Here is a 19,567-nt window from a genome sequence, read left to right on the forward strand (position 1 = left end):
CTCGCGTCCTCAGCGTAAAACGCTTCGGAATGGAGGTAAAAATGGGAAGAAAAAGCAGAGACAAAAGTAACATCCCGGCGGATACCGGGGATAAAAGCAGGAACGGGCATTACAGCAAAAGAGGCAGGAACGGTCACGGGGCGGAAAAGAAGGAGAAGGAGAAGCGTATCTCCGCCCAGCAGTCCATCCCTTACCGGGAAATGGCAAAGGACGGGATATGCCGGGTGCAGGATAAATATTATTCCAAGACCATCCGTTTTTATGATATCAACTATCAGCTGGCGCAGAATGAGGACAAGAATGCCATTTTCGAGAACTGGTGCGACTTCCTCAATTACTTTGACAGCTCCATCCATTTCCAGCTTTCCTTCATCAACCGAAGGAGCAGTATGGAGGAATATGAATCCGTGATCAGGATCATGCCGCAGAACGATGCTTTTGATGATGTGCGTATGGAGTATGCACAGATGTTAAAGAACCAGCTTGCCAAGGGAAATAACGGGCTGGTACGGACGAAATATATCACTTTCGGCATCGGGGCGGAAAATTTCCGGGAGGCAAAGCCGAAGCTTGAGAGGATTGAGGCGGATATCCTGAATAATTTCAAGGTCCTTGGCGTACAGGCGTACCCTTTAAACGGGGAGGAGCGGCTGCAGATTTTATATGAGACATTCAATCAGGAGGAAAATGAGCCTTTCCGGTTTTCCTATAATCAGGTGCTGCGCTCCGGCATGAACACGAAGGATTTTGTCGCGCCGCCCAGCTTTGTGTTTAAAAGCGGGAAGGATTTCCAGATGGGCAGCACCCTTGGGGCGGTGTCCTACTTACAGATACTTGCGCCGGAGCTGACGGACCGGATGCTTGCAGAATTTCTGGATATGGACAGGAACCTTGTGGTAAACCTGCACGTCCAGTCCTTAGACCAGCTGAAAGCCATTAAAACGGTAAAGGGGAAAGTGACGGACATTGACCGGATGAAGCTGGAAGAGCAGAAAAAAGCGGTAAGGTCAGGGTACGATATGGATATCATCCCTTCTGATTTAAATACTTACGGAGGGGAGGCAAAGCGGCTTTTAGAAGACTTACAGCAGAGGAATGAGCGGCTTTTCCTTGTGACAGCGCTTTTCATGAACACTGCAGGGACGAAACAGGAGCTGGATAATGGGATTTTCCAGACTGCAGGGATCGCGCAGAAGTACAACTGCTCCCTGCGGCGGCTGGACTATATGCAGGAGCAGGGGCTGATGAGCAGCCTGCCTTTAGGCTTAAATTTAATCCCCATCCAGAGGGCGCTCACCACCACTTCAACTGCCATTTTTGTACCGTTCACCACGCAGGAGCTTTTCATGCCGGGAGAATCGCTGTATTACGGGCTGAATGCCTTAAGCAATAACATGATCATGGTAGACAGGAAAAAGCTGAAGAACCCTAACGGCCTGATTCTGGGAACGCCCGGTTCGGGTAAATCTTTTTCCGCAAAGAGGGAGATCACCAACGCTTTCTTTGCCACCCGGGATGACATCATCATCGGAGATCCGGAAGGGGAGTATTATCCACTTGTAAATGCACTTGGCGGGCAGGTGGTCCATATATCTGCCACCAGCCATGACTATATCAACCCCATGGACATCAACATGGACTATTCGGAGGACGACAACCCGCTGGGGGTAAAGAGCGATTTTATCTTATCCCTGTGTGAGCTGATCATGGGGAACAGGAACGGGATTGAGGCGGAGGAAAAATCGGTCATTGACAGGTGCCTTCCCATTGTGTACCGGAAGTATTTTGAGAACCCCGTGCCGGAAAATATGCCGGTGCTCGGGGATTTATACCAGTGCCTGCGGGAGCAGAAGGAAGTACAGGCACAGCGGATCGCCACTGCGCTGGAAATCTATGTGAATGGTTCCCTGAAGGTGTTCAACCACCAGACGAATGTGCAGCTGGACAACCGGATAGTCTGTTTCGACATCAAAGACCTTGGGAAGCAGTTAAAGAAGCTGGGTATGCTCATCGTGCAGGACCAGGTCTGGAACCGGGTGACAATAAACAGGTATTCAAACAAATCAACACGGTATTACATAGATGAATTCCATCTCCTGTTGAAAGAGGAGCAGACGGCAGCCTATTCCGTGGAGATATGGAAGCGTTTCAGAAAATGGGGCGGCATCCCGACCGGGATCACGCAGAATATTAAAGATTTGCTTGCCAGCCGGGAGATAGAGAATATCTTTGAAAATTCGGACTTCATCTATATGCTGAACCAGGCGGCAGGGGACCGGCAGATACTGGCGAAGCAGCTGAACATTTCCCCGCACCAGCTTTCCTATGTGACCAACAGCGGGGAAGGGGAAGGGCTGATTTTTTATGGCAGCACGATTATTCCGTTTAAAGACAAATTTGACCGTTCGCTGCGCCTGTATAAGCTGATGACGACTAAGCCCTCGGAAATGGGGGAAAGGAAGGAATGACAGCAGAAAAACTGTATAACGGGATTTATTGCATGGACTGCATGGAACTTCTCGCGCAGATTCCAGACGGGTATGTATCCATGATACTCACTGACCCGCCCTATGGAATCTCCTACCGGAATAATTTCACTAAGAGAAAACACCGGGTGCTTGCAGGGGATGAAGGGATTGACTATGAAAGGTTTGCAAGGGAGAGCTACCGGATATTGAAGGAGGATTCCCATGCATATTTTTTTACCCGGTTCGATTGTTACCCCTATCATTATGGATGCTTACGCCGGGCAGGGTTCTTCATAAAAAACTGCATGGTGGTGGAGAAAGGGACGGTAGGGGGCATCGGGGACCTGGAAGGCAGCTATGCAGGCAATGCGGAATGGGTAATTTTCTGCCAGAAGGGGCGGCGTCCGTTCAACCATACCACGCTGCTGGAGAACAGGAAAAAAGAGGGCACTGTCTGCTGCGCGGGAAGGAAGCCCGGAAAGAAGTATAAGACAAGGTTCAATGCCTGCTGGTTCGGGCCGGAATACCCAAAGGCGACTTACAATTCCGTCTGGCAGAAACAGCATGGTATCTACCATCCTACCATAAAGAATGTGGAGTTCCTCTCATGGCTCATACAGATTTCCAGCCAGCCGGGGGAGCTTATATTTGACGGTTTTATGGGAAGCGGCAGTACGGCGGCAGCGGCGGCGCTGACGGGAAGGAGATATCTTGGGGCGGAGATTGACAGGGGATATTTTGCCATTGCGGAAAAACGGGCAGGGGAGGCGGTGTCAGTTTATGGAGGGTAGCATGCCCATGGAGGAAGCGCTTATGGCGTTTGCTGAAATTGATATATCCAGAATGAAAAATTTTACTTCAGAAAAAGAAAAAGGGATACCATTTATTTCTTTTGTCATGAAGGAAAAGGAGGGTGCAGTTTTTACAGGGCCGCATCCTCTTTTTATAGCCGACAGCCTTTTAAGGGAACAGAAAGCGGAGGGCAGGGAGATCCTGTACCGGGCAGATTACATACGGAGCGGTACGGATAAATTTGCAACAGGCGTCCTGTCTGCCGGGGAAAAACAGGAAACTTTTCTTAAGCTGCTTAAAAATAACATCAGCTCCGGCAATGCAAAGGCGGACATTATGGGGATTTACAGCTATCTGGAAATCCATTTTACCCTGTGCGGGCTGGAGCGGCTGGCGGAGGAAGAGACTGCATTTACGGGAAAGGAAGAGGCAGGGACGGAAGATTACAGGGAAGCAAACTGTGCCTACTATAAGGAAGTTCTTTCTTATGTGGCGACCTGCCGGAGACATTTAAACAGGGGGGCTTCCGGGATTCTCCTGCCGCCTTTCCCAGAGCGGAATGTATTTATGGCCGGGTGGTATCGGGAGCATAAGGGCGGCCGGTAAGAACGTCTGTGGAACAGGACAGGAAGGAGTTAAAATATGCGTGGACAGCATTACAGGGCAAGGGATAAAACGGTACGGAAGATGAACAGGGACGGGCTTACGGAGGAGAACCTCCGGAGCGGCGAAACAGTCAGGATAAGCAGAAGGGAAGCTGATTGCCAGGCGCCTCCGGCGGCAGCAGATGACTCCATGAATTTTCAGGACAGGCGCAGCCGCAGGGCGGAGGATCAGAAAGCAGGAGACAGACGGAGAAACGGATTTTCACCGGATTTCAAAAGGCCGGATTGCGGAGAAGATGACGGTGCGCAGGCCGGCCTTTACCAGACCGGCGTGGAGAAGGCAGATTTTTATGCAGAAGATACTGTACCGGCAGAGGCTTATGGGGAAAATGTGCAGGGAATCTATCCGGATACGGGAAAAATGCCGGGAACGGACAGTGGGATAAGGAAAGTAAGCATCAGGCAGGTTCCGGCAGATCATTCTTACAGCCATTCCGGAAAAAGGAAAAATTATATCCCGGAGCCTCTGGCGGCACGTTACCGCAGGGACGGGAAAGGAGCGGTGCAGGGAAAAGATTTCCATAGGGAGGCGGGATTCCCGGACAGTCCGGCGGAAAATGCTTCTGGTATGGGAGAAGATACTGTGGTGGGTAACACGCCGGTTTCCGGTAATGCAGATACGGGAGCAATACAGAATCCGCAGGCAGCCCCTTCCCATATGGAGAATATCAGGGCAAAGCCCCTAATGAGTGGGGAGGCTTCCGGTACAGGTACTGCGCCGGATCAGGGCGGAGGCCATAACAGGAAGAAAAAACAGGTGTACGCCCACTGCCAGAGGGAAAAAGAACAGAAGAAAGCGCAGGAGGGAAAGGAAAATACAGCCCACCGGGAAGAGGCAAGACATACAGGGAACCGGCTTTCGGCAGGGGAGGCATTGCAGGTTTCCCAAAAGGACACAGAAAAGAAGAACGGGCATGGGCGTCTGCGCCAGGAACGGAAAGAGAAGGCTTCCCGCCTTTCTTTCGGGGAAGAGAAAGGCATGGCGCGTAGCGCAGGGATGCGGCTGGCAGGAAGGGCGGCATGGAAAGCTACGGGGCTTGCCGCCTCCGCCCTTTCAGATGACGGTGCGGACAGGCAGCAGGAAAATATGGAAGCGGAAGTGCTGTGCGGCATGGAGCAGGCAGGGGAGCGGACGCTTCGTTTTGCCTTGCGCCAGTCCAGCCGCCGGATGCAGAAAAGGGGCCATCCGGAAGGAAATCAGATGCCGGGGGCGGACAGGGAAAAGCTGAGGAAATTTTACCAGAAGCGGCGGATTAAAAAAGCCTGTGCAGAAGCAAAGCGGGGAGGAAAGACATCGGAAGAAGCTGAAAAAGCAGCGAACGGACTTTTTGGGAAAGCGAAAAGCATTGCTGCGGAGATTTTCAGGAATAAAAAAGGCCTGCTGATAGCGGCGTCCTTCCTTCTGATGATATTTTTATTCTTCTCCGCAGGGCTTTCCAGCTGCAGCGCCATGGTGCAGGGGGCGTCTTCCACTTTTATCGGGACTACATACCCCAGCGAGGATGAAGATATCTATGATGCTGAGGCAGGCTACAAGGAACTGGAGGAGGCACTGGACGAACAGATAAATACCATGGAAAGCACCCATCCGGGCTATGACGAATACCGCTATCAGGTAGACGAGATCACTCACAATCCTTACCAGCTTATCTCTTTTCTCACTGTATTATATGAGGAATTTACCTACAATCAGGTAAAAGATATCCTTCCAGAGTTGTTTGAAGAGCAGTACCGGCTTACGGTGGAAGAAATCACGGAGATACGGACGAGGACGGAGACACAGACTGTAACAGATCCCATGACGGGGGAAGAAACGGAAACAGAGGTGGAAGTGGAGTATGAATGGCATGTGCTTTGTATCTGCCTGACCAACAAAGGGTTTGACACGGTGGCAAGGGGGCGTATGACGCAGGAACAGACGGAGCTTTATACCGCCTACAACCTGACTTATGGGAACAGGAGTTATCTGTTTGATATAGCAGGGATTCCGAATGAAAGCATTGGCGGGGCCGGATATGAAATCCCTGAGGAAGCCTTATCGGACGAGCAGTTTGCCCGCATGATACGGGAAGCGGAAAAGTACCTCGGCATGGCTTATGTGTGGGGCGGCGCTTCGCCGGAGACGGGCTTTGACTGCTCCGGTTTTGTGAGCTGGGTCATCAACAACAGCGGGAATGGCTGGGACGTAGGAAGGCAGACTGCGGAAGGGCTTCGGGGAAGCTGTGCGGCAGTGCCTGCTTCGGAGGCAAGGCCGGGAGACCTTGTATTCTTCCAGGGAACCTACAACACCTCCGGTGCAAGCCATGTGGGCATTTATGCCGGGAACGGGATGATGATCCACGCGGGCAATCCGGTGAAATATTCCAACATCAGAACCCCGTACTGGGAGGGGCATCTACTCTCCTATGGGCGGATACCCTGAAAAGCGGTTACGGGAGTGGCAATTATAACTGATAAAGTGACAAAAAAGATTGATAAAAAGTGCAGGGGAGGAGGAATGTATGGCGCAGCTGCAGTACCAGTTCAAAAAAAATGATGAATATTACACGCCGCCTTATGCGGTCTACCCGATCATGGAACGCCTGAGGGCAGGGGCGGCGGTATGGTGCCCTTTTGATACGGAAGAGAGCGCGTTTGTCAGGGTGCTTTCAGAAAATGGCTTCCGCGTCCTGTACGGGCATATCCGGACGGGGCAGGATTTTTTCCATGCGGAAGTGCCGGAATGCGACTATATCGTCAGCAACCCGCCTTACAGCTTAAAGGGCAAAATTTTAAAGCGGCTGTATGAGATCGGGAAGCCTTTCGCCATGCTGGTCAATTTCCAGGGGATTTTCGACAGCAGGGAACGCTTCCGCATGTTCAGGGAAAACAGGGTGGAAATGCTCTGGTTAAGCCCGAGGGTTTATTACATGACCGGGGACGGGAAGCTCCCTATGAGGGCGCCTTTCCAGAGCGGCTACCTGTGCAGCGGGATATGTGAGCGGCAGCTTGAGTTTGCATACCTTGACGTTGATTACAGGCGGGGCAGTTAGGCATACGCTGCCATGTCCTGGCGGATATCCGTAAAGGGTATGGCAGAAAACGGGACTATATTCCACAGATTGGAGGCGTGGCATGAATGCAAAATTAAACAGGGTTTTAGATGAGATTAAGCGGACGGAGGATAAGATTGCCGCATGGCAGGAACATTTGGAGGAACTGAATATCAGGAAAAACCAGCTGGAAGACGCGGAGATCATAAAGAGCATCCGCTCCATGAAGCTGGGCAGCCGGGAGATGCTTGCCTTCCTGGAAAATATCAGGAACGGGGCGGTGCCTGCACAGCAGGGACAGCACATAGGGGAGGCACGGCAGGAAGAAATCATGCCGGGAGAGGCAGAAAATATCAGGGAGCCGGAAGAAGCGCCGGCAGAAAGAGAGGACAGGGAAGATGAAGAAAACGGTTAGGAATTTGGCGGCAATGCTTGTGATGGCTGCGGCAGTCCTTTTATCAGGGAAAATGACAGCATATGCCTATGTGGACGAGACAGCGGAGGCGGTACCGGAGCCGGTCATTTCGGAGGAAACGCCGGAGGAGACGGAGACCACGCCTTTTTCGGTGGCGGGGAACGGGCAGCTTTTAGATGACATCAGCGATGATGAAACGAAGCAGTTCCTTACCGTCCAGACAAAGAACGGGAACACCTTTTTCATGGTCATAGACCGTTCCAGAAATTCGGAGAATGTGTATATGCTCTCCCTGATTGACGAGAATGACCTTGCAGAATTTCTTGGGGAAGATGAAACGGAACTAGAGGAGGAAAAGCCTGCGGTGGCGGTGGAAGAGCCCCGGCTGGAGCCTGTACAGGAAGAACCCCGGACGGAGCCGGAAAAAGGCGGCATGGGAATGGGGGCGGTGCTTACCATGATTCTTCTGGGCGCTGGCAGCATCGGCGCCTATTATTATTTCAAAATATGGAAGCCGAAGCGCGAGGAAGAGGAGGCGGAGAGCGAAGACCTTGAATTTTATGACGGGGGAGCTTATGTCAATGAGGACCGGGAAAACGGAAAGGAAGAGGGGGAAAGCGAAGAACCGGAGGACTGAAAGGGGGTACATATCCGGACAGAGAGTATGGGCAGGCATTGCCCTCCGGCAGAAAATACGCTATAATTTTCCATAGCAGAAAAAAGGGAAGCACTGCCGCATGCCCTTCCGGGGTGCGGCAGTATGCAGCAGAGGGGTAGCGGATATGGGAAAGATCAACCGTGAGGATATGCTGGAGCTGACAAGGCGCATGACATTAAAGCGGAACTGCTTTGACAGGATTGCCGGGGCATATCTGGACGAAGAGGGATTTGTGGACGGGACTTTCAACAAGCATTTCCAGAAACTGTCACAGAAAGACCAGCAGGACAACCTCAATATTGCAAAGGCCATTCCCTTTTCCGATACAAACGTGCAGCTGAAAGAGTATGTTTTCACTGAGACGGACCGGAGGCCGGGGAGCATCTGGCAGCTTCTTATGGCACTGAATGAGTGCGGTCTGAAAAATGACGCGATGCTGGATACCTTTTATGAGGAATTCGGGCAGAGATACCGGAAAGGAAAAGCTATGCCATTTATTTTTTTCATGGCAGCTATGACGTCCCGCTGAAAGCAAACGATAAGGAAAGCCTGTGGGAATCGGAGGAGGTCTACCGGTTCCTGGTCTGTGCGGTCTGCCCGGTGGGCGGCGATTACGAGCCGGGAGAGCCGGAGTGCGGGTTCCTGTTCCCGGCATTCAAGGATAGGAGCAGCGATACGGAGAGGGTCAATGTTTTTGCGGCGGATGGGAATTTCGGGAAAGCCGGGGGAGTGGGGGAAATCCTGTTTTCCGGGGATATAGATGTTTCTCTGATAAACAGGCAGCTGCAGAAGAAAGACTGCGGGGACGGAGAGAGAGGAAAACCGGGATTTACGGAGGAAACGGATATGTGGATATGCCCAAAGTGCGGGAGAGAATTTAAAAGAACCAATCAAGGCCATTACTGCGGGAAAGCACCCGGAACAGTATTGGAATATATAGATTCGCAGCCTATAGAAACACGCCCCCGCTTAACGGAAATGATGGTTTTATTACAAAACAGCGTTCCGTGTGTAAAGGAACGTATATCCTGGAGCATGCCGTATTATGAGAAAGAAGGAAAATCTATCACATTTTCTGCCTGTAAAAAGCACATCAGTTTTTATGCAGGGGCTGAAGCCATTGGAAAATTTGCATCGGAGTTAAACGGATATGCCACTAATAAAAATGCAATATATTTTCCTTATGATAAAGCATTGCCTGCAGAATTGATTGAAAATATCGCAAGATGGTGTTTAAGCTGATCTGACAGCTTTCTGTTCACAGGGAGCGTGATAATGCTCATAACTGTATGGGGGAACCAATGGAGGAACTGTTTGTATATGCATTGCTATATAGTGAAGGCTTTGATGTGTGGCCTTTGTATGTAGATAAACTTGACCGGCTCTTTATGGAAGATATGGAAAATGAGGCCTATCTTACTCTGGAAGGAATGGCACCCAAAGAGGCTGTTTTGCATACCCTCTCTATTATGGAGGGGAGCAGCTTCGACACAGAATATTTCGGGAAGATATTGATGCGGTCACTCCTGCGGATATATGAAGATACGGATATTGCGGTTTTTGCAGGGAAGATGTATTCCCTGTGGAATAAACTGCCACGGGATACAGGGCGGGAGGAACCGTTTTTAACGTTATGTTATGCAGATGACTGTCTGTCTTACCATGATGAGGCGCAGTGCAGGAAGCTATATGAAAAAGCAATGCGTTATTATGACCAGACAATGGATTTACGGAGGGAAACACAATGGCGGTTACAGTGAACATCTATTACAGCGGCGAGAATGGAAATGCAAGGAAATTTGCGGAGGAAATGGTCTCAAGCGGCGTGGCTGATGATATCCGTGCGGAAGCCGGGAACATCAGGTATGAATATTTTTTCCCGATGGAGGATGCAGAGACAGTGCTTTTGATTGACAGCTGGGAAGACCAGCATTCCATAGATGCCCACCATGCATCCCCAATGATGGCAAAGATCATTGGGCTCAGGGAAAAATACGGCCTGCATATGAAAGTGGAGCGGTATGTGTCTGATGAAGACGGAGTCCCGGAAGCAGATAAAGCATTTATAAAAGAATAATCATGCAGGAGATTTTAAAAGAAAGATAAAGATATTTGTGTAACAGGGAACGGAAAGATATTTTATTAACCAGGGCAATCAGGATTGGTTGCTCTTTTTTTGCGCAAAAAAGGAGGAAACATATGTTTTTAGTCATCGGTGAGAAGCCCAGCGTCTCGCAGGCGCTGGCAAAGATATTGAAAGCGGGGAAGAAGGAGGACGGGTACCTTTCCGGGGAAGACTGCCTTGTAAGCTGGTGTTTCGGGCACCTTGCGGAATACGCTCCCCCGGAAAGCTATGACGGGCGGTATGCAAAGTGGACATTTTCGGATTTACCCATTATCCCGGAGGAATGGAAGCTTACTGTGGCAAAGGATAAGAAGGCACAGCTTGCAGTCTTAAAGAAGCTGCTTAACAGGAAGGATTTGGAATACGTGGTCAATGCCTGTGATGTTGGATAGCGCGGAGGGGCGACAAACAAATACAAATAAAAAAGGGACTTCCTCAATCCTTAAAAGGCTATGACAGTGACGGTTATAGTCTTTTTTCATGCGGTAATTACCGTATGAAGTGAACCACTATTCCCCCAAGTGTAGAAATACCCGTCAATGATATTCCGCAATTCAAACTCCCAACAAGTAACGAGAAAAAATCATATATAAACACCGAAACTAATCAATCATATCAATCCATATCACAGGAGGGCAAAGACCATGAATAAAAAGCAGGAACAACAGATTTTGGACTATTACAGTACCGCCGACAAATATATCCGTAGCAAGACACACTCCAATGCGCATCAGACTGTATTTACCAAAGAAAGCGATAAATACCAGTGGCTTGTTTTGGAGCAGAAAAGCCAGTGCGAAGTTGAGGTAAGGCAGACCGACAGTCATGGAACAATCACAGCGAGGGATAATTACGAACTGACAAGAAATCTCCCTAAGTGCGTGGGCGTGGAGCGTTTATGTGAGGGCGCAAATTTTCAGATACCTTTCAACGCTGATGAAATCAATCTAATCTATCAGTTCGGGGAGCAGAGCAAAGCGGAAACGTGCGCTAGTCTGTCCGCTATTCTTCCGCAGATAAAGGACAGCGACACCAAGCAGATAGTAAGCGACACTTTGAAGAAATTAAATGCCCTGTCAGAAGAAACGTGTGCGGAACTGACCGCAACCACCAAAAGACGGAAAATGACCGAGCGTGACCATTCCGTAATGGCAAGGTTAGCCAGAGCAAAGGAACAGGCAAAACAGCCGACAGTTGCCGAGGGAAAAAAGCAAAGAACCCACAGTAAGGGAAAGGGGGATATGGCACTATGAAACTTTCACGATACGAGCAGGAAACGATTGTAAACTACAATGCAGGAGAACAGACCGCCACTGTCTACACAAGGGATAAGACGGTCATGCGGAAACTTGACACGCTTGTTGCCGATTTCCCCGACACATACAAGTTGACAGGACAGGACGAAATATCTAAGACCTATTCCTTTCCAAAATCATACGTCAGCTACCGCAAGCCGAGAGCAGTCAGCATAGAGCAAAAGGAACGGGCAAGGCAGATGATGATTGCAAAGAATAAGACAAAGGGAGATTAAGCAAAATCTAATGGAATTGTGTGTGTGGTTGTGGTAAAATATCCACATTGGGATAGTTTGACAAGTTTATTAAAAAGCACTCAAAAATTTACATTCAGCAATCCTAACTTGCTATACATATTGTTAATAAAAAGATATAATAGGTGAGAAAATGACAACAGGTGAAAAATTAGCATTGCTACGTGAGAAAAAGGGTATTACACAAGAAAAATTGTCTGAAATATTAAATGTGTCTCGTCAGTCTGTTTCAAGATGGGAAACTGATATAAGTTTTCCTGAAACGGATAAACTTATTAAGTTAAGCAAATTATTTGAATGTAGCACTGATTTTCTGTTAAATGAAGATATTCAAGGAAATGAAGAAAGCAGTATTGATGTATCTATTGATAATTGTTATAAGTTTATACGCGAGTGCGGATATTTCTTTTTGGCAACATCATTTAATAATCAACCCAAATTAAGACCTTTTGGTATGATATATTCAAATAAAAAGGCATTATACTTTGCTACGGATAAACGGAAAAATGTTTATTCTGATTTAGTCGGAAATCCACAGATTGAAATGGCAAGCTATAATGTGAACACACGCAAATGGATAAGGGTTAATGGAAAAGCAGAAGTTGAAAATTCCATTATGATTAGGGACGAAATGATAAACAAATACCCTTTGCTAAAACAAAAATTTTTTGATGAAACAGAAATGTTTCTTGTCATTTTCAGATTGCTTATTCACGAAATTAGTATTTATTAAACATGGAGGATTAAAATGGAAAAACTAACTTTGGAAACAGAGAAAATACTGAACGAGCGATTTAACAAGGACAATATAATTGCTCTGGCAACCGTGCAAGACGGTATGCCATATGTCCGTAATGTGAATGGATTTTATGAGGATAGTTCATTCTATGTGATTACATATGCACTTTCCAATAAAATGAAACAAATAGAAAAAAGCCCATATGTGGCAATTAGTGGCGATTGGTTTACGGCACATGGAAAGGGAGTAAACTTAGGTTGGTTTTGTGCAGACAAAAATAGACACATTGCCAAGAAACTAAGAGAGGCTTTTAAGGAGTGGATTGACAATGGACACAACAATTTTGATGATGAAAATACTTGTATTCTTCGCATTGAATTGACGGACGGTGTTTTGTTCTCACATGGAACAAGATACAATATAGATTTTTGTGATAAAAGTTGTTGATGAATTAAGAAACTGTTGTTTGAAAACAGAATATTGCTTATCTATGGTGGCGATTTACCCTAATGGAAAATCAGCCACCTTTTTATTTGCAGAAACTATAAAAACAGCACAGAAAGAATGAGGTATCAGAAATGATTGAAAACAAGAATGACGCAAGCAGAAACTTAGAAAAAGCATTGCAGGCATTGGAACAGGCAAAACAGCGTGTAGCCAATGAGAAGAAAAAACAGAACGAGAAGAAACGCAAAGCCGAGAACCACCACAAGTATATCATGGGCGGTATTATTGTGAAATATTTTCCCGATTGTTACAGCTATGACGAGGGCGAGTTAAACCGTATCTTGTCGGTTGCATTGCAGACAAGGGAATGTCAGCAGATTATCTCTAAAATCAAATCGGAAAGCCGAGAAAGCACTCCCCCACAATCCACTCTCCCCAATGCCGAAAATGAAAGCGAGGGCGATACGGAATGACAAAGGCGAGGACACTGGAAAGCCGAGGTAACCTATCCACCCTGTTTACAGGGTGCGCACAGATATACCACCGGAGGTGGTATGTGCGCTCTCCGAGGGGCAAGTTTCACTTGCATGGACTCCTGCGGAGGGCGTTGTCTGTCTTGCGACAGCCAAAAGGGGAAACGACAATTCCCCTTCGCAAGCTGCGCTTGCTACCCTTTAGTGAACTTTGCGTTCAGACAAAAGCCAAAGTGCGGCTTTTATCTGCCCACAAAGTCTATGGGTGCGCCCCACTACCTTATCGGCAGAATGTAGGTGTTGCGTATGGGTAATGTCACGAAACAGGCAAGCACACGTTTCTCCATAGTTAAGCGGAGCAAGGGGCAGTCGGCAGTTGAAAAAGCGTCCTACATCAGCAGGAGTATTCTTGTCAGCGAATATGACGGGCAGACCTACCGCCCGAAATACCATGAAGATTTAGTCCACAGCGAAATCACTCTCCCACCCAATGCACCTAAAGAATATGCAGACCGAGCCACTTTATGGAACGCTGTTGAACTGTCCGAAAAAGGACAGAAATCACAGCTTGCGAGAATGTTAAAAGCGTCACTCCCCAACGAATGGAGTTATGAACTTGCAGAGGAAGTTGTGAGGGATTACGTTCAGAGGAATTTTGTTGATAAAGGTATGTGCGCTGACTGGGCAATCCATGACAGCGAGAACGATAAAGGACAGCGCAATCTCCATATCCATGTTTTACTCACTATGCGCCCTATCACTGAAAACGGGGAATGGGGAGCAAAACAAAAGAAGATTTATGACCTTGACGAAAACGGCGAAAAGATACCAGTGATTGATAAAAAGACAGGACAGCAGAAAGTTGACAAGCGGAACAGGAAACAGTGGAAATGCCACACCGCCGACAGCACCGACTGGAACAGCAAGGAAAACGCCAAGATGTGGCGTAAGGATTTAGCCGACACAATCAATGCCACCAATGAGCAGTTGGGGATTGCGGTACATTGGGAACACCGCTCTTTTAAGGAACAGGGCATTGATAAAGAGCCGACAATCCATATCGGGGCGGTTGCCAATGCTTTAGAGCGCAAGGGAATACAGACCGAGCGGGGAAATATCAATCGAGAAATCATTAAGAACAATATGCTGTTGGAACAGGCGAAAGAAATGCTCATGCTTGCCAAGCAGGAACTTCACAGCGCACAGTATGCCAAGATTAAGAATACAGCGGTCAGCGTGAAGAATGAAGTCATGGAGATGATTGCAAAAGTGAGGGAGCGCAAAGGCAGATTAGACTTGCCGATTGTCAGCGGAAAACACCTAAGAAGAATATCCGACAGAACCGCCTTGCAGTCAGCCGGCAATGCGGAGAAATTCATCACGACAAGGAAGATAGACAGCTTTGAGAGCCTTGCGAAATTCACAGCAGATAAGGAACAGAGATACCAACAGCTTGAAACGGTACATCTTTCAAAGGGGCAGAAACTAAACCGATTAAAGGAACTGTCAAAAATGTATGCCCTCTATGCGCCAATCCAAGCCACCTATAAGGAGAGCCAATCACTAAAAGGGTATGCGAAAATGAAATACGATAAGGAGCATAAGGACAGCTTATCAAAGTACCCCGAATTAAAAGAGCGTATGCAGAGCCTTTTACAGAATGGCGAGAAGATAACGCCGAAACAGTGGAAAGCGGAAATACAGTCTTTGCAATCGGAGTATGACAGTATCGGCAAAGAGCAGACCAAGACCGCCACAGAATTAGCATACGCCGAGGTAATCAGCTACAACAAAAAGAACTTTGAGAGGGAACTTCAGAACGAGAGCCGACAGCATAACAGACAGCAAAGCAGGACTAAGCGGAGGGAGGAAGAAATTTAATGAAAATGTGATAGAAATATGCGTGTGATTGTGGTATTCTATTGGAGGTACAAATTGAGATTTGAATAGGAGAAACATATGATACAAAAAGTAAATTTGAAAGAGAATGTAAATGCGATTGATGAACTGTTCCTCTATAAGAGAGTGGGTACATTAAATAATCATATGTTAAATGTATTGCAAGCAGAACATAGAACTTTAGATTTTCATATACACGAAAATTCTGATGAACTTTTCTACTGTATTGAGGGAGAATTTGATATTGAGTTTGAGGACGGATTAACACATTTATGTGAGGGAGATTTTATAATAATTCCTAAAGGAACAAAACATCGTCCAATATGTAACGAATTGGTCAAATGCCTGTTGATTGAAGTTGAGGGAACTCTCAATCAAGAAAATACGGGTGGAACATATACAGGGTAAGCAAATATAATAGCGACAAATTTTAGTTTTTTAATAACCATTACAACAATCGCATCTAAATAGGTAACACAGCGTCAGAGCGCATAGAAACCAGTCTATGCGCTCTATTTTCATGTAAAGGAGCAGATTTATGAGCAAAGACAGCAACACACAGCATAGAGCCAGCCGACAGCACCCACCCACAAAAATAATTGTGGAAAGGCATTATGTAGGCACTGAAAAAATGGAAACAGTATTCAAGCGGATAGCCGAGGAACAGATAACAAAAAAGGTTAAGGAAATAGCGGAAAACAGCGTAAATTAGCACTGGAAACGGAAAAGGGAATATAGTATAATATGAGTTGAGAGGAAGTCCCTTTTCATCAAGGAGGACAAAATGAAAAGGGCAAAACTGAATAACGACAAAATCACTGCTTTATATTGCAGGCTTTCCAAAGATGACGGCACGAACAATGAGAGCATGAGTATCAGCACACAGAAAACCATGCTGAAAGATTATGCAAAGCGCAACGGTTTTCTGAACTGCCAGTTCTATGTTGATGACGGTTACAGCGGTACAAACTACGACCGCCCCGCTTTCCGACAGCTTATTGAGGACATACAGGACGGGGAAGTGTCAACGCTCATTACAAAAGACCTGTCACGTTTGGGGAGGAATTATCTTGAAACGGGTACATATATCGAGGTGTTTTTCCCTAACCATAATGTACGTTACATTGCTATCAATGACGGCGTGGACTCCATAGACAACGCACAAATGGACATTACACCGTTCCGCAACATCATCAATGAAATGTACGCAAAGGACACGTCAAGGAAAATCAAGAGCGCACTCCATGCGAGGAGAATGCAGGGCAAGTATATGGCTACTACCGCCCCATTCGGTTATCAGAAAGACGAGAAAGACCATAACCACCTTGTCATTGATGAAGTGACCGCCCCCGTTGTGGAACTGATTTTCTCAATCGCCGAGGAGGGCGTGGGGCTTCACACTATCTGTAACCGCTTGCGTAAGGCGAAAGTTATGAAACCGAGTTTCTACAAGAAAGAACTGTTTGAGCGGTTTATGGACGAGGAAAAAATGTATGACTGGGACACCGCCTATGTCAGCCAAATACTGCACAATCCCGTCTATGCAGGAAACCTTACTGTTGCGGACAAACCAACTAAGACCATGCGTTCCAAGAAAAGACAGTATATCCCGTATGCGGAGCGTGAAATCATCTATGGCACACACGAACCGATTATCGAGCAGAGCCGTTGGAACACAGTTCAGAAGATTTTGCAGAGCAGACCGCCCGTTATCGGGGAAAGTTCAAGCGGATATGATAACATTTTCCGAGGGATTATCAAATGTGCTGATTGTGGGAGTGCCATGCTTGCCAAAGTCGAGCAGAAAAGAAAGCGTAACAACGTATTAGACAAGACTTTCTACTGCTGTACCAAGTACCGTAAGTTTGGGAAAGAGGGTTGTTCATCACACACCATTGAGGCGAGGACGGTTCACGAAGTTGTGCTTGCGGACATTCAGAAACACGCAGGACAGGCACTGACGGACAGGAAAGCAATGGTAACGGATATTGCGGAGCGTCTTAATCTCCAACTGTCAGCGGACAAGGAACAGCAGAAAAAGGAACTAAGGCAATGTAAACAGCGAGTGTCGGAAATAGAAAACCTGTATGCCAAACTGTACGAGGATTTGACAAGGGAACTGATAACGGAAAAGCGTTTCCAAATGTTGTCGGCACGATTTGACAGCGAGCAGGAAGAACTGACAGCCAAGATAAAGGAACTTGAAAAAAGTGCCATAGCAGACAAAGAACAGTTATCTTCCATTGAGCAGTTTGCGGAGCAGATAAGCGGTTATGCAGGAATAACGGAACTCAATTTCAAGATAATCAATCAACTTATAGAAAAAATTCTTGTTTCTGAACCCGTAGAGATAGACGGGCAGAAAATTCAACGACTTACTATCCATTACAAATTCATAGGGGCACTGGAAACCCTTGAATAATGGATATTTTCTAAGTCACCTATTCCAACTATCCAACAGACGCAGGCCGGGAAGGGGAGCTTATATTTAAGCATGTATACGACCTGTCCGGAAGCACCCTCCCAGTAAAGCGTTTGTGGATCAGTTCCATGGAGGATTCCGCAATCCGTGAAGGCTTTACAAACCTGAAGGACGGAAAGGAGTACCGGGATATCTGCGAGGCCTCCGTCTGCCGGGTGAAGGCGGACTGGCTGGTGGGCATGAACGCCACGCGGGCGTATACTACGAAATACTTTAAGAAGCTGGCGGTGGGCAGGGTGCAGACGCCCACCCTCGCCATGCTTGTGGAGCGTGAGGAAAAAATCAGGGGTTTTAAGAAAGAAAAGTATTTTACAGTCCATATTTCCAACGGCGGGATGGAGGCAGTGTCAGGGCGCATGGATAACAGGAAAGAAGCACAGAAAATGCTGGAAGAATGCAACGGCGGGCAGGCACAGATGGTATCCGTGATAAAAGAGGAAAAGACGGTACCGCCGCCAAAACTCTATGACCTTACCACCTTACAGCGCGACGCCAACCGCATTTTCGGCTTTACCGCAAAGGAAACGCTGGAATACCTGCAGGGACTTTATGAGAAAAAGCTGGCGACCTATCCCCGGACGGACAGCCAGTTTTTGTCTGACGACATGGGGCAGACAGTGGGGAAGGTAATAGAAGCAGTCCTCCATTCCGGCTTATTTGGGGAAAATATTTTATCAGGCATGGAGATGCCGGTTCCGGATATTAGCAGGGTGTTGGACAGTAAAAGGGTCACTGACCACCATGCAGTTATCCCCACTGCAAGGATCGGGGAAGCGGACCTTCCAGCCCTGCCGGAAGCGGAGCGGAAAGTGCTGGCGCTTACTGCATGCCGCCTCCTGTGCGCGACAGGGGAGAAGCATATCTATGGAACAGTGAAGGCAGAACTTTCCTGCAGCGGCCATATTTTTGCCGCCTTCGGAAAGACCGTCACACACAATGGCTGGAAAGACTTTGAGGATATGCTGAAAAGCGCTTTTAAGACTGCGGAAGATGCAGGTGACCAGGGACTGCCGGAACCTGCCGGGAGCCGGAAGGAAGGTAAGCTTCCGGAACTGGCAGAGGGGCAGGTATTTGAAAACATTCAGGCAGAAATCAGCGAACATTTTACCTCCGCCCCGAAGCACTTTACGGAAGACCAGCTCCTGCTTTCCATGGAGACAGCGGGCAGGGGGGATTTTGAGCGGGATACGGAGAAAAAAGGCCTTGGCACCCCGGCGACACGGGCGGGGATCATTGAAAAGCTGGTATCCTCCGGCTATGCGGCAAGGAAAGGGCGGCAGATTATCCCCACGCCGGAGGGAATGGAGCTGGTAGCAGTCATGCCGGAATATCTAAAGTCGGCGCTCATGACCGCAGAATGGGAGAATGGCCTGCTGTGCATGGAGAAGGGGGAGCTGGACAGTAAGGATTTTACGGAAGGCATTACGGAACTGGTGGGGGAGATACTGGAAGGGTGCAGGAAAATCCCGGAAAGTGAACTTGGCCGGTTCCGCCGGAAAGAAAGCATAGGCAGCTGCCCCTTATGCGGGGCGGAGGTCTATGAGGGAAAGAAGAACTTTTACTGTAACAACTGCGAGTGTCCGTTTACCCTCTGGAAAGAGAACCGCTACCTTTCCGGCATGAAAAAGAAAATTGAAAAAAAGATGGCAAAAGAGCTTTTAAAAACCGGGCGCAGCCATGCAAAGGATCTGTATTCTGCAAAAAGGGACCAGACTTTTGCGGCGGATATCGTGATGAAGGCGGAGGACGGGCGGATTGATTTCAGCCTTGATTTCCCGAAGGGGGAAGAGGGGAAGCAGGAAGGGAAGAAAGGAAAATAAAAG

20 protein-coding genes and 2 pseudogenes are annotated in these 19,567 nt (G+C 47.8%); all 22 read left to right on the top strand.

The annotated features are described in order from the left end of the window. Nucleotides 1-41: 41 nt before the first annotated feature. The 22 genes and pseudogenes from D5281_RS12030 to D5281_RS12135 all read left to right on the top strand — a co-directional run bounded on the left by D5281_RS12030 (nucleotide 42) and on the right by D5281_RS12135 (nucleotide 19,564). Nucleotides 42-2,468: a VirB4-like conjugal transfer ATPase, CD1110 family gene (locus D5281_RS12030; protein WP_160560432.1), complete on the top strand. Its 2,427-nt coding sequence runs from the start codon at nucleotides 42-44 to the stop codon at nucleotides 2,466-2,468. Continuing rightward, nucleotides 2,465-3,259, top strand: a complete 795-nt coding sequence (locus tag D5281_RS12035; protein WP_277935331.1) for a DNA-methyltransferase — start codon at nucleotides 2,465-2,467, stop codon at nucleotides 3,257-3,259. Before D5281_RS12030 ends, D5281_RS12035 begins: the two co-directional genes overlap by 4 nt. Next, a complete protein-coding gene (locus D5281_RS12040; protein ID WP_129178886.1) occupies nucleotides 3,249-3,866 on the top strand; it encodes a hypothetical protein in 618 nt (205 codons plus the stop codon). The genes D5281_RS12035 and D5281_RS12040 overlap by 11 nt, the downstream gene beginning before the upstream one ends. A gap of 36 nt (nucleotides 3,867-3,902) precedes the next feature. After that, on the top strand, nucleotides 3,903-6,347 hold the full coding sequence (locus D5281_RS12045) for a C40 family peptidase (RefSeq protein WP_277935332.1): 2,445 nt from the start codon (nucleotides 3,903-3,905) through the stop codon (nucleotides 6,345-6,347). 79 nt (nucleotides 6,348-6,426) lie between these two features. Continuing rightward, complete coding sequence (locus D5281_RS12050) at nucleotides 6,427-6,957, top strand: sugar-phospahte nucleotidyltransferase (protein ID WP_129178888.1); 531 nt, start codon at nucleotides 6,427-6,429, stop codon at nucleotides 6,955-6,957. 82 nt (nucleotides 6,958-7,039) lie between these two features. Next, nucleotides 7,040-7,372 carry a DUF4315 family protein gene (locus D5281_RS12055; RefSeq protein WP_160560433.1) on the top strand — a complete coding sequence of 111 codons (333 nt, stop codon included), beginning with the start codon at nucleotides 7,040-7,042 and terminating at the stop codon, nucleotides 7,370-7,372. After that, on the top strand, nucleotides 7,356-8,009 hold the full coding sequence (locus D5281_RS12060; RefSeq protein WP_160275474.1) for a CD1107 family mobile element protein: 654 nt from the start codon (nucleotides 7,356-7,358) through the stop codon (nucleotides 8,007-8,009). Before D5281_RS12055 ends, D5281_RS12060 begins: the two co-directional genes overlap by 17 nt. Nucleotides 8,010-8,154: 145 nt before the next feature. Next, a pseudogene (locus tag D5281_RS12065) lies at nucleotides 8,155-8,741 on the top strand (DUF4317 family protein); the annotation flags it as partial. Nucleotides 8,742-8,876: 135 nt separating this feature from the next. Then, on the top strand, nucleotides 8,877-9,272 hold the full coding sequence (locus D5281_RS26935; protein ID WP_129178892.1) for an iron chaperone: 396 nt from the start codon (nucleotides 8,877-8,879) through the stop codon (nucleotides 9,270-9,272). Nucleotides 9,273-9,331: 59 nt separating this feature from the next. Beyond that, nucleotides 9,332-9,790 carry a hypothetical protein gene (locus tag D5281_RS12075; RefSeq protein WP_160560434.1) on the top strand — a complete coding sequence of 153 codons (459 nt, stop codon included), beginning with the start codon at nucleotides 9,332-9,334 and terminating at the stop codon, nucleotides 9,788-9,790. Then, nucleotides 9,775-10,107, top strand: a complete 333-nt coding sequence (locus D5281_RS12080; protein WP_160560435.1) for an antibiotic biosynthesis monooxygenase family protein — start codon at nucleotides 9,775-9,777, stop codon at nucleotides 10,105-10,107. The genes D5281_RS12075 and D5281_RS12080 overlap by 16 nt, the downstream gene beginning before the upstream one ends. Before the next feature lie 122 nt (nucleotides 10,108-10,229). Next, a pseudogene (locus D5281_RS12085) lies at nucleotides 10,230-10,544 on the top strand (toprim domain-containing protein); the annotation flags it as partial. A gap of 255 nt (nucleotides 10,545-10,799) precedes the next feature. Beyond that, nucleotides 10,800-11,408, top strand: coding sequence for a transposon-transfer assisting family protein (locus tag D5281_RS12090; RefSeq protein WP_160560436.1), 609 nt, complete (start codon nucleotides 10,800-10,802; stop codon nucleotides 11,406-11,408). Beyond that, complete coding sequence (locus D5281_RS12095; RefSeq protein ID WP_160560437.1) at nucleotides 11,405-11,686, top strand: hypothetical protein; 282 nt, start codon at nucleotides 11,405-11,407, stop codon at nucleotides 11,684-11,686. The genes D5281_RS12090 and D5281_RS12095 overlap by 4 nt, the downstream gene beginning before the upstream one ends. Before the next feature lie 151 nt (nucleotides 11,687-11,837). After that, complete coding sequence (locus tag D5281_RS12100; protein WP_160560438.1) at nucleotides 11,838-12,437, top strand: helix-turn-helix domain-containing protein; 600 nt, start codon at nucleotides 11,838-11,840, stop codon at nucleotides 12,435-12,437. Nucleotides 12,438-12,452: 15 nt separating this feature from the next. Beyond that, nucleotides 12,453-12,890, top strand: a complete 438-nt coding sequence (locus D5281_RS12105) for a pyridoxamine 5'-phosphate oxidase family protein (RefSeq protein ID WP_160560439.1) — start codon at nucleotides 12,453-12,455, stop codon at nucleotides 12,888-12,890. Nucleotides 12,891-13,021: 131 nt separating this feature from the next. Beyond that, nucleotides 13,022-13,363 (top strand): hypothetical protein, encoded by a 342-nt coding sequence (locus D5281_RS12110; RefSeq protein ID WP_160560440.1) that lies wholly within the window; start codon nucleotides 13,022-13,024, stop codon nucleotides 13,361-13,363. Nucleotides 13,364-13,669: 306 nt separating this feature from the next. Next, nucleotides 13,670-15,244 (top strand): MobA/MobL family protein, encoded by a 1,575-nt coding sequence (locus D5281_RS12120; RefSeq protein ID WP_160560442.1) that lies wholly within the window; start codon nucleotides 13,670-13,672, stop codon nucleotides 15,242-15,244. A 78-nt stretch (nucleotides 15,245-15,322) separates the two neighbouring features. Next, entirely contained in the window at nucleotides 15,323-15,670 is a 348-nt protein-coding gene (locus D5281_RS12125; RefSeq protein WP_160560443.1) for a cupin domain-containing protein, read from the top strand. 130 nt (nucleotides 15,671-15,800) lie between these two features. Continuing rightward, on the top strand, nucleotides 15,801-15,974 hold the full coding sequence (locus D5281_RS25690) for a hypothetical protein (protein WP_277935333.1): 174 nt from the start codon (nucleotides 15,801-15,803) through the stop codon (nucleotides 15,972-15,974). A gap of 72 nt (nucleotides 15,975-16,046) precedes the next feature. Beyond that, on the top strand, nucleotides 16,047-17,684 hold the full coding sequence (locus D5281_RS12130) for a recombinase family protein (RefSeq protein ID WP_160560444.1): 1,638 nt from the start codon (nucleotides 16,047-16,049) through the stop codon (nucleotides 17,682-17,684). 128 nt (nucleotides 17,685-17,812) lie between these two features. After that, the gene (locus D5281_RS12135; RefSeq protein WP_160560445.1) at nucleotides 17,813-19,564 is read left to right on the top strand and encodes a DNA topoisomerase; all 1,752 of its coding nucleotides are present in this window, start codon (nucleotides 17,813-17,815) and stop codon (nucleotides 19,562-19,564) included. The last annotated feature ends 3 nt before the right edge of the window (nucleotides 19,565-19,567 follow it).

The sequence above is a fragment of the Parablautia muri genome, assembly GCF_009917485.1.
In the GTDB taxonomy this organism is placed as follows: Bacteria; Bacillota; Clostridia; order Lachnospirales; family Lachnospiraceae; genus Suilimivivens; species Suilimivivens muri.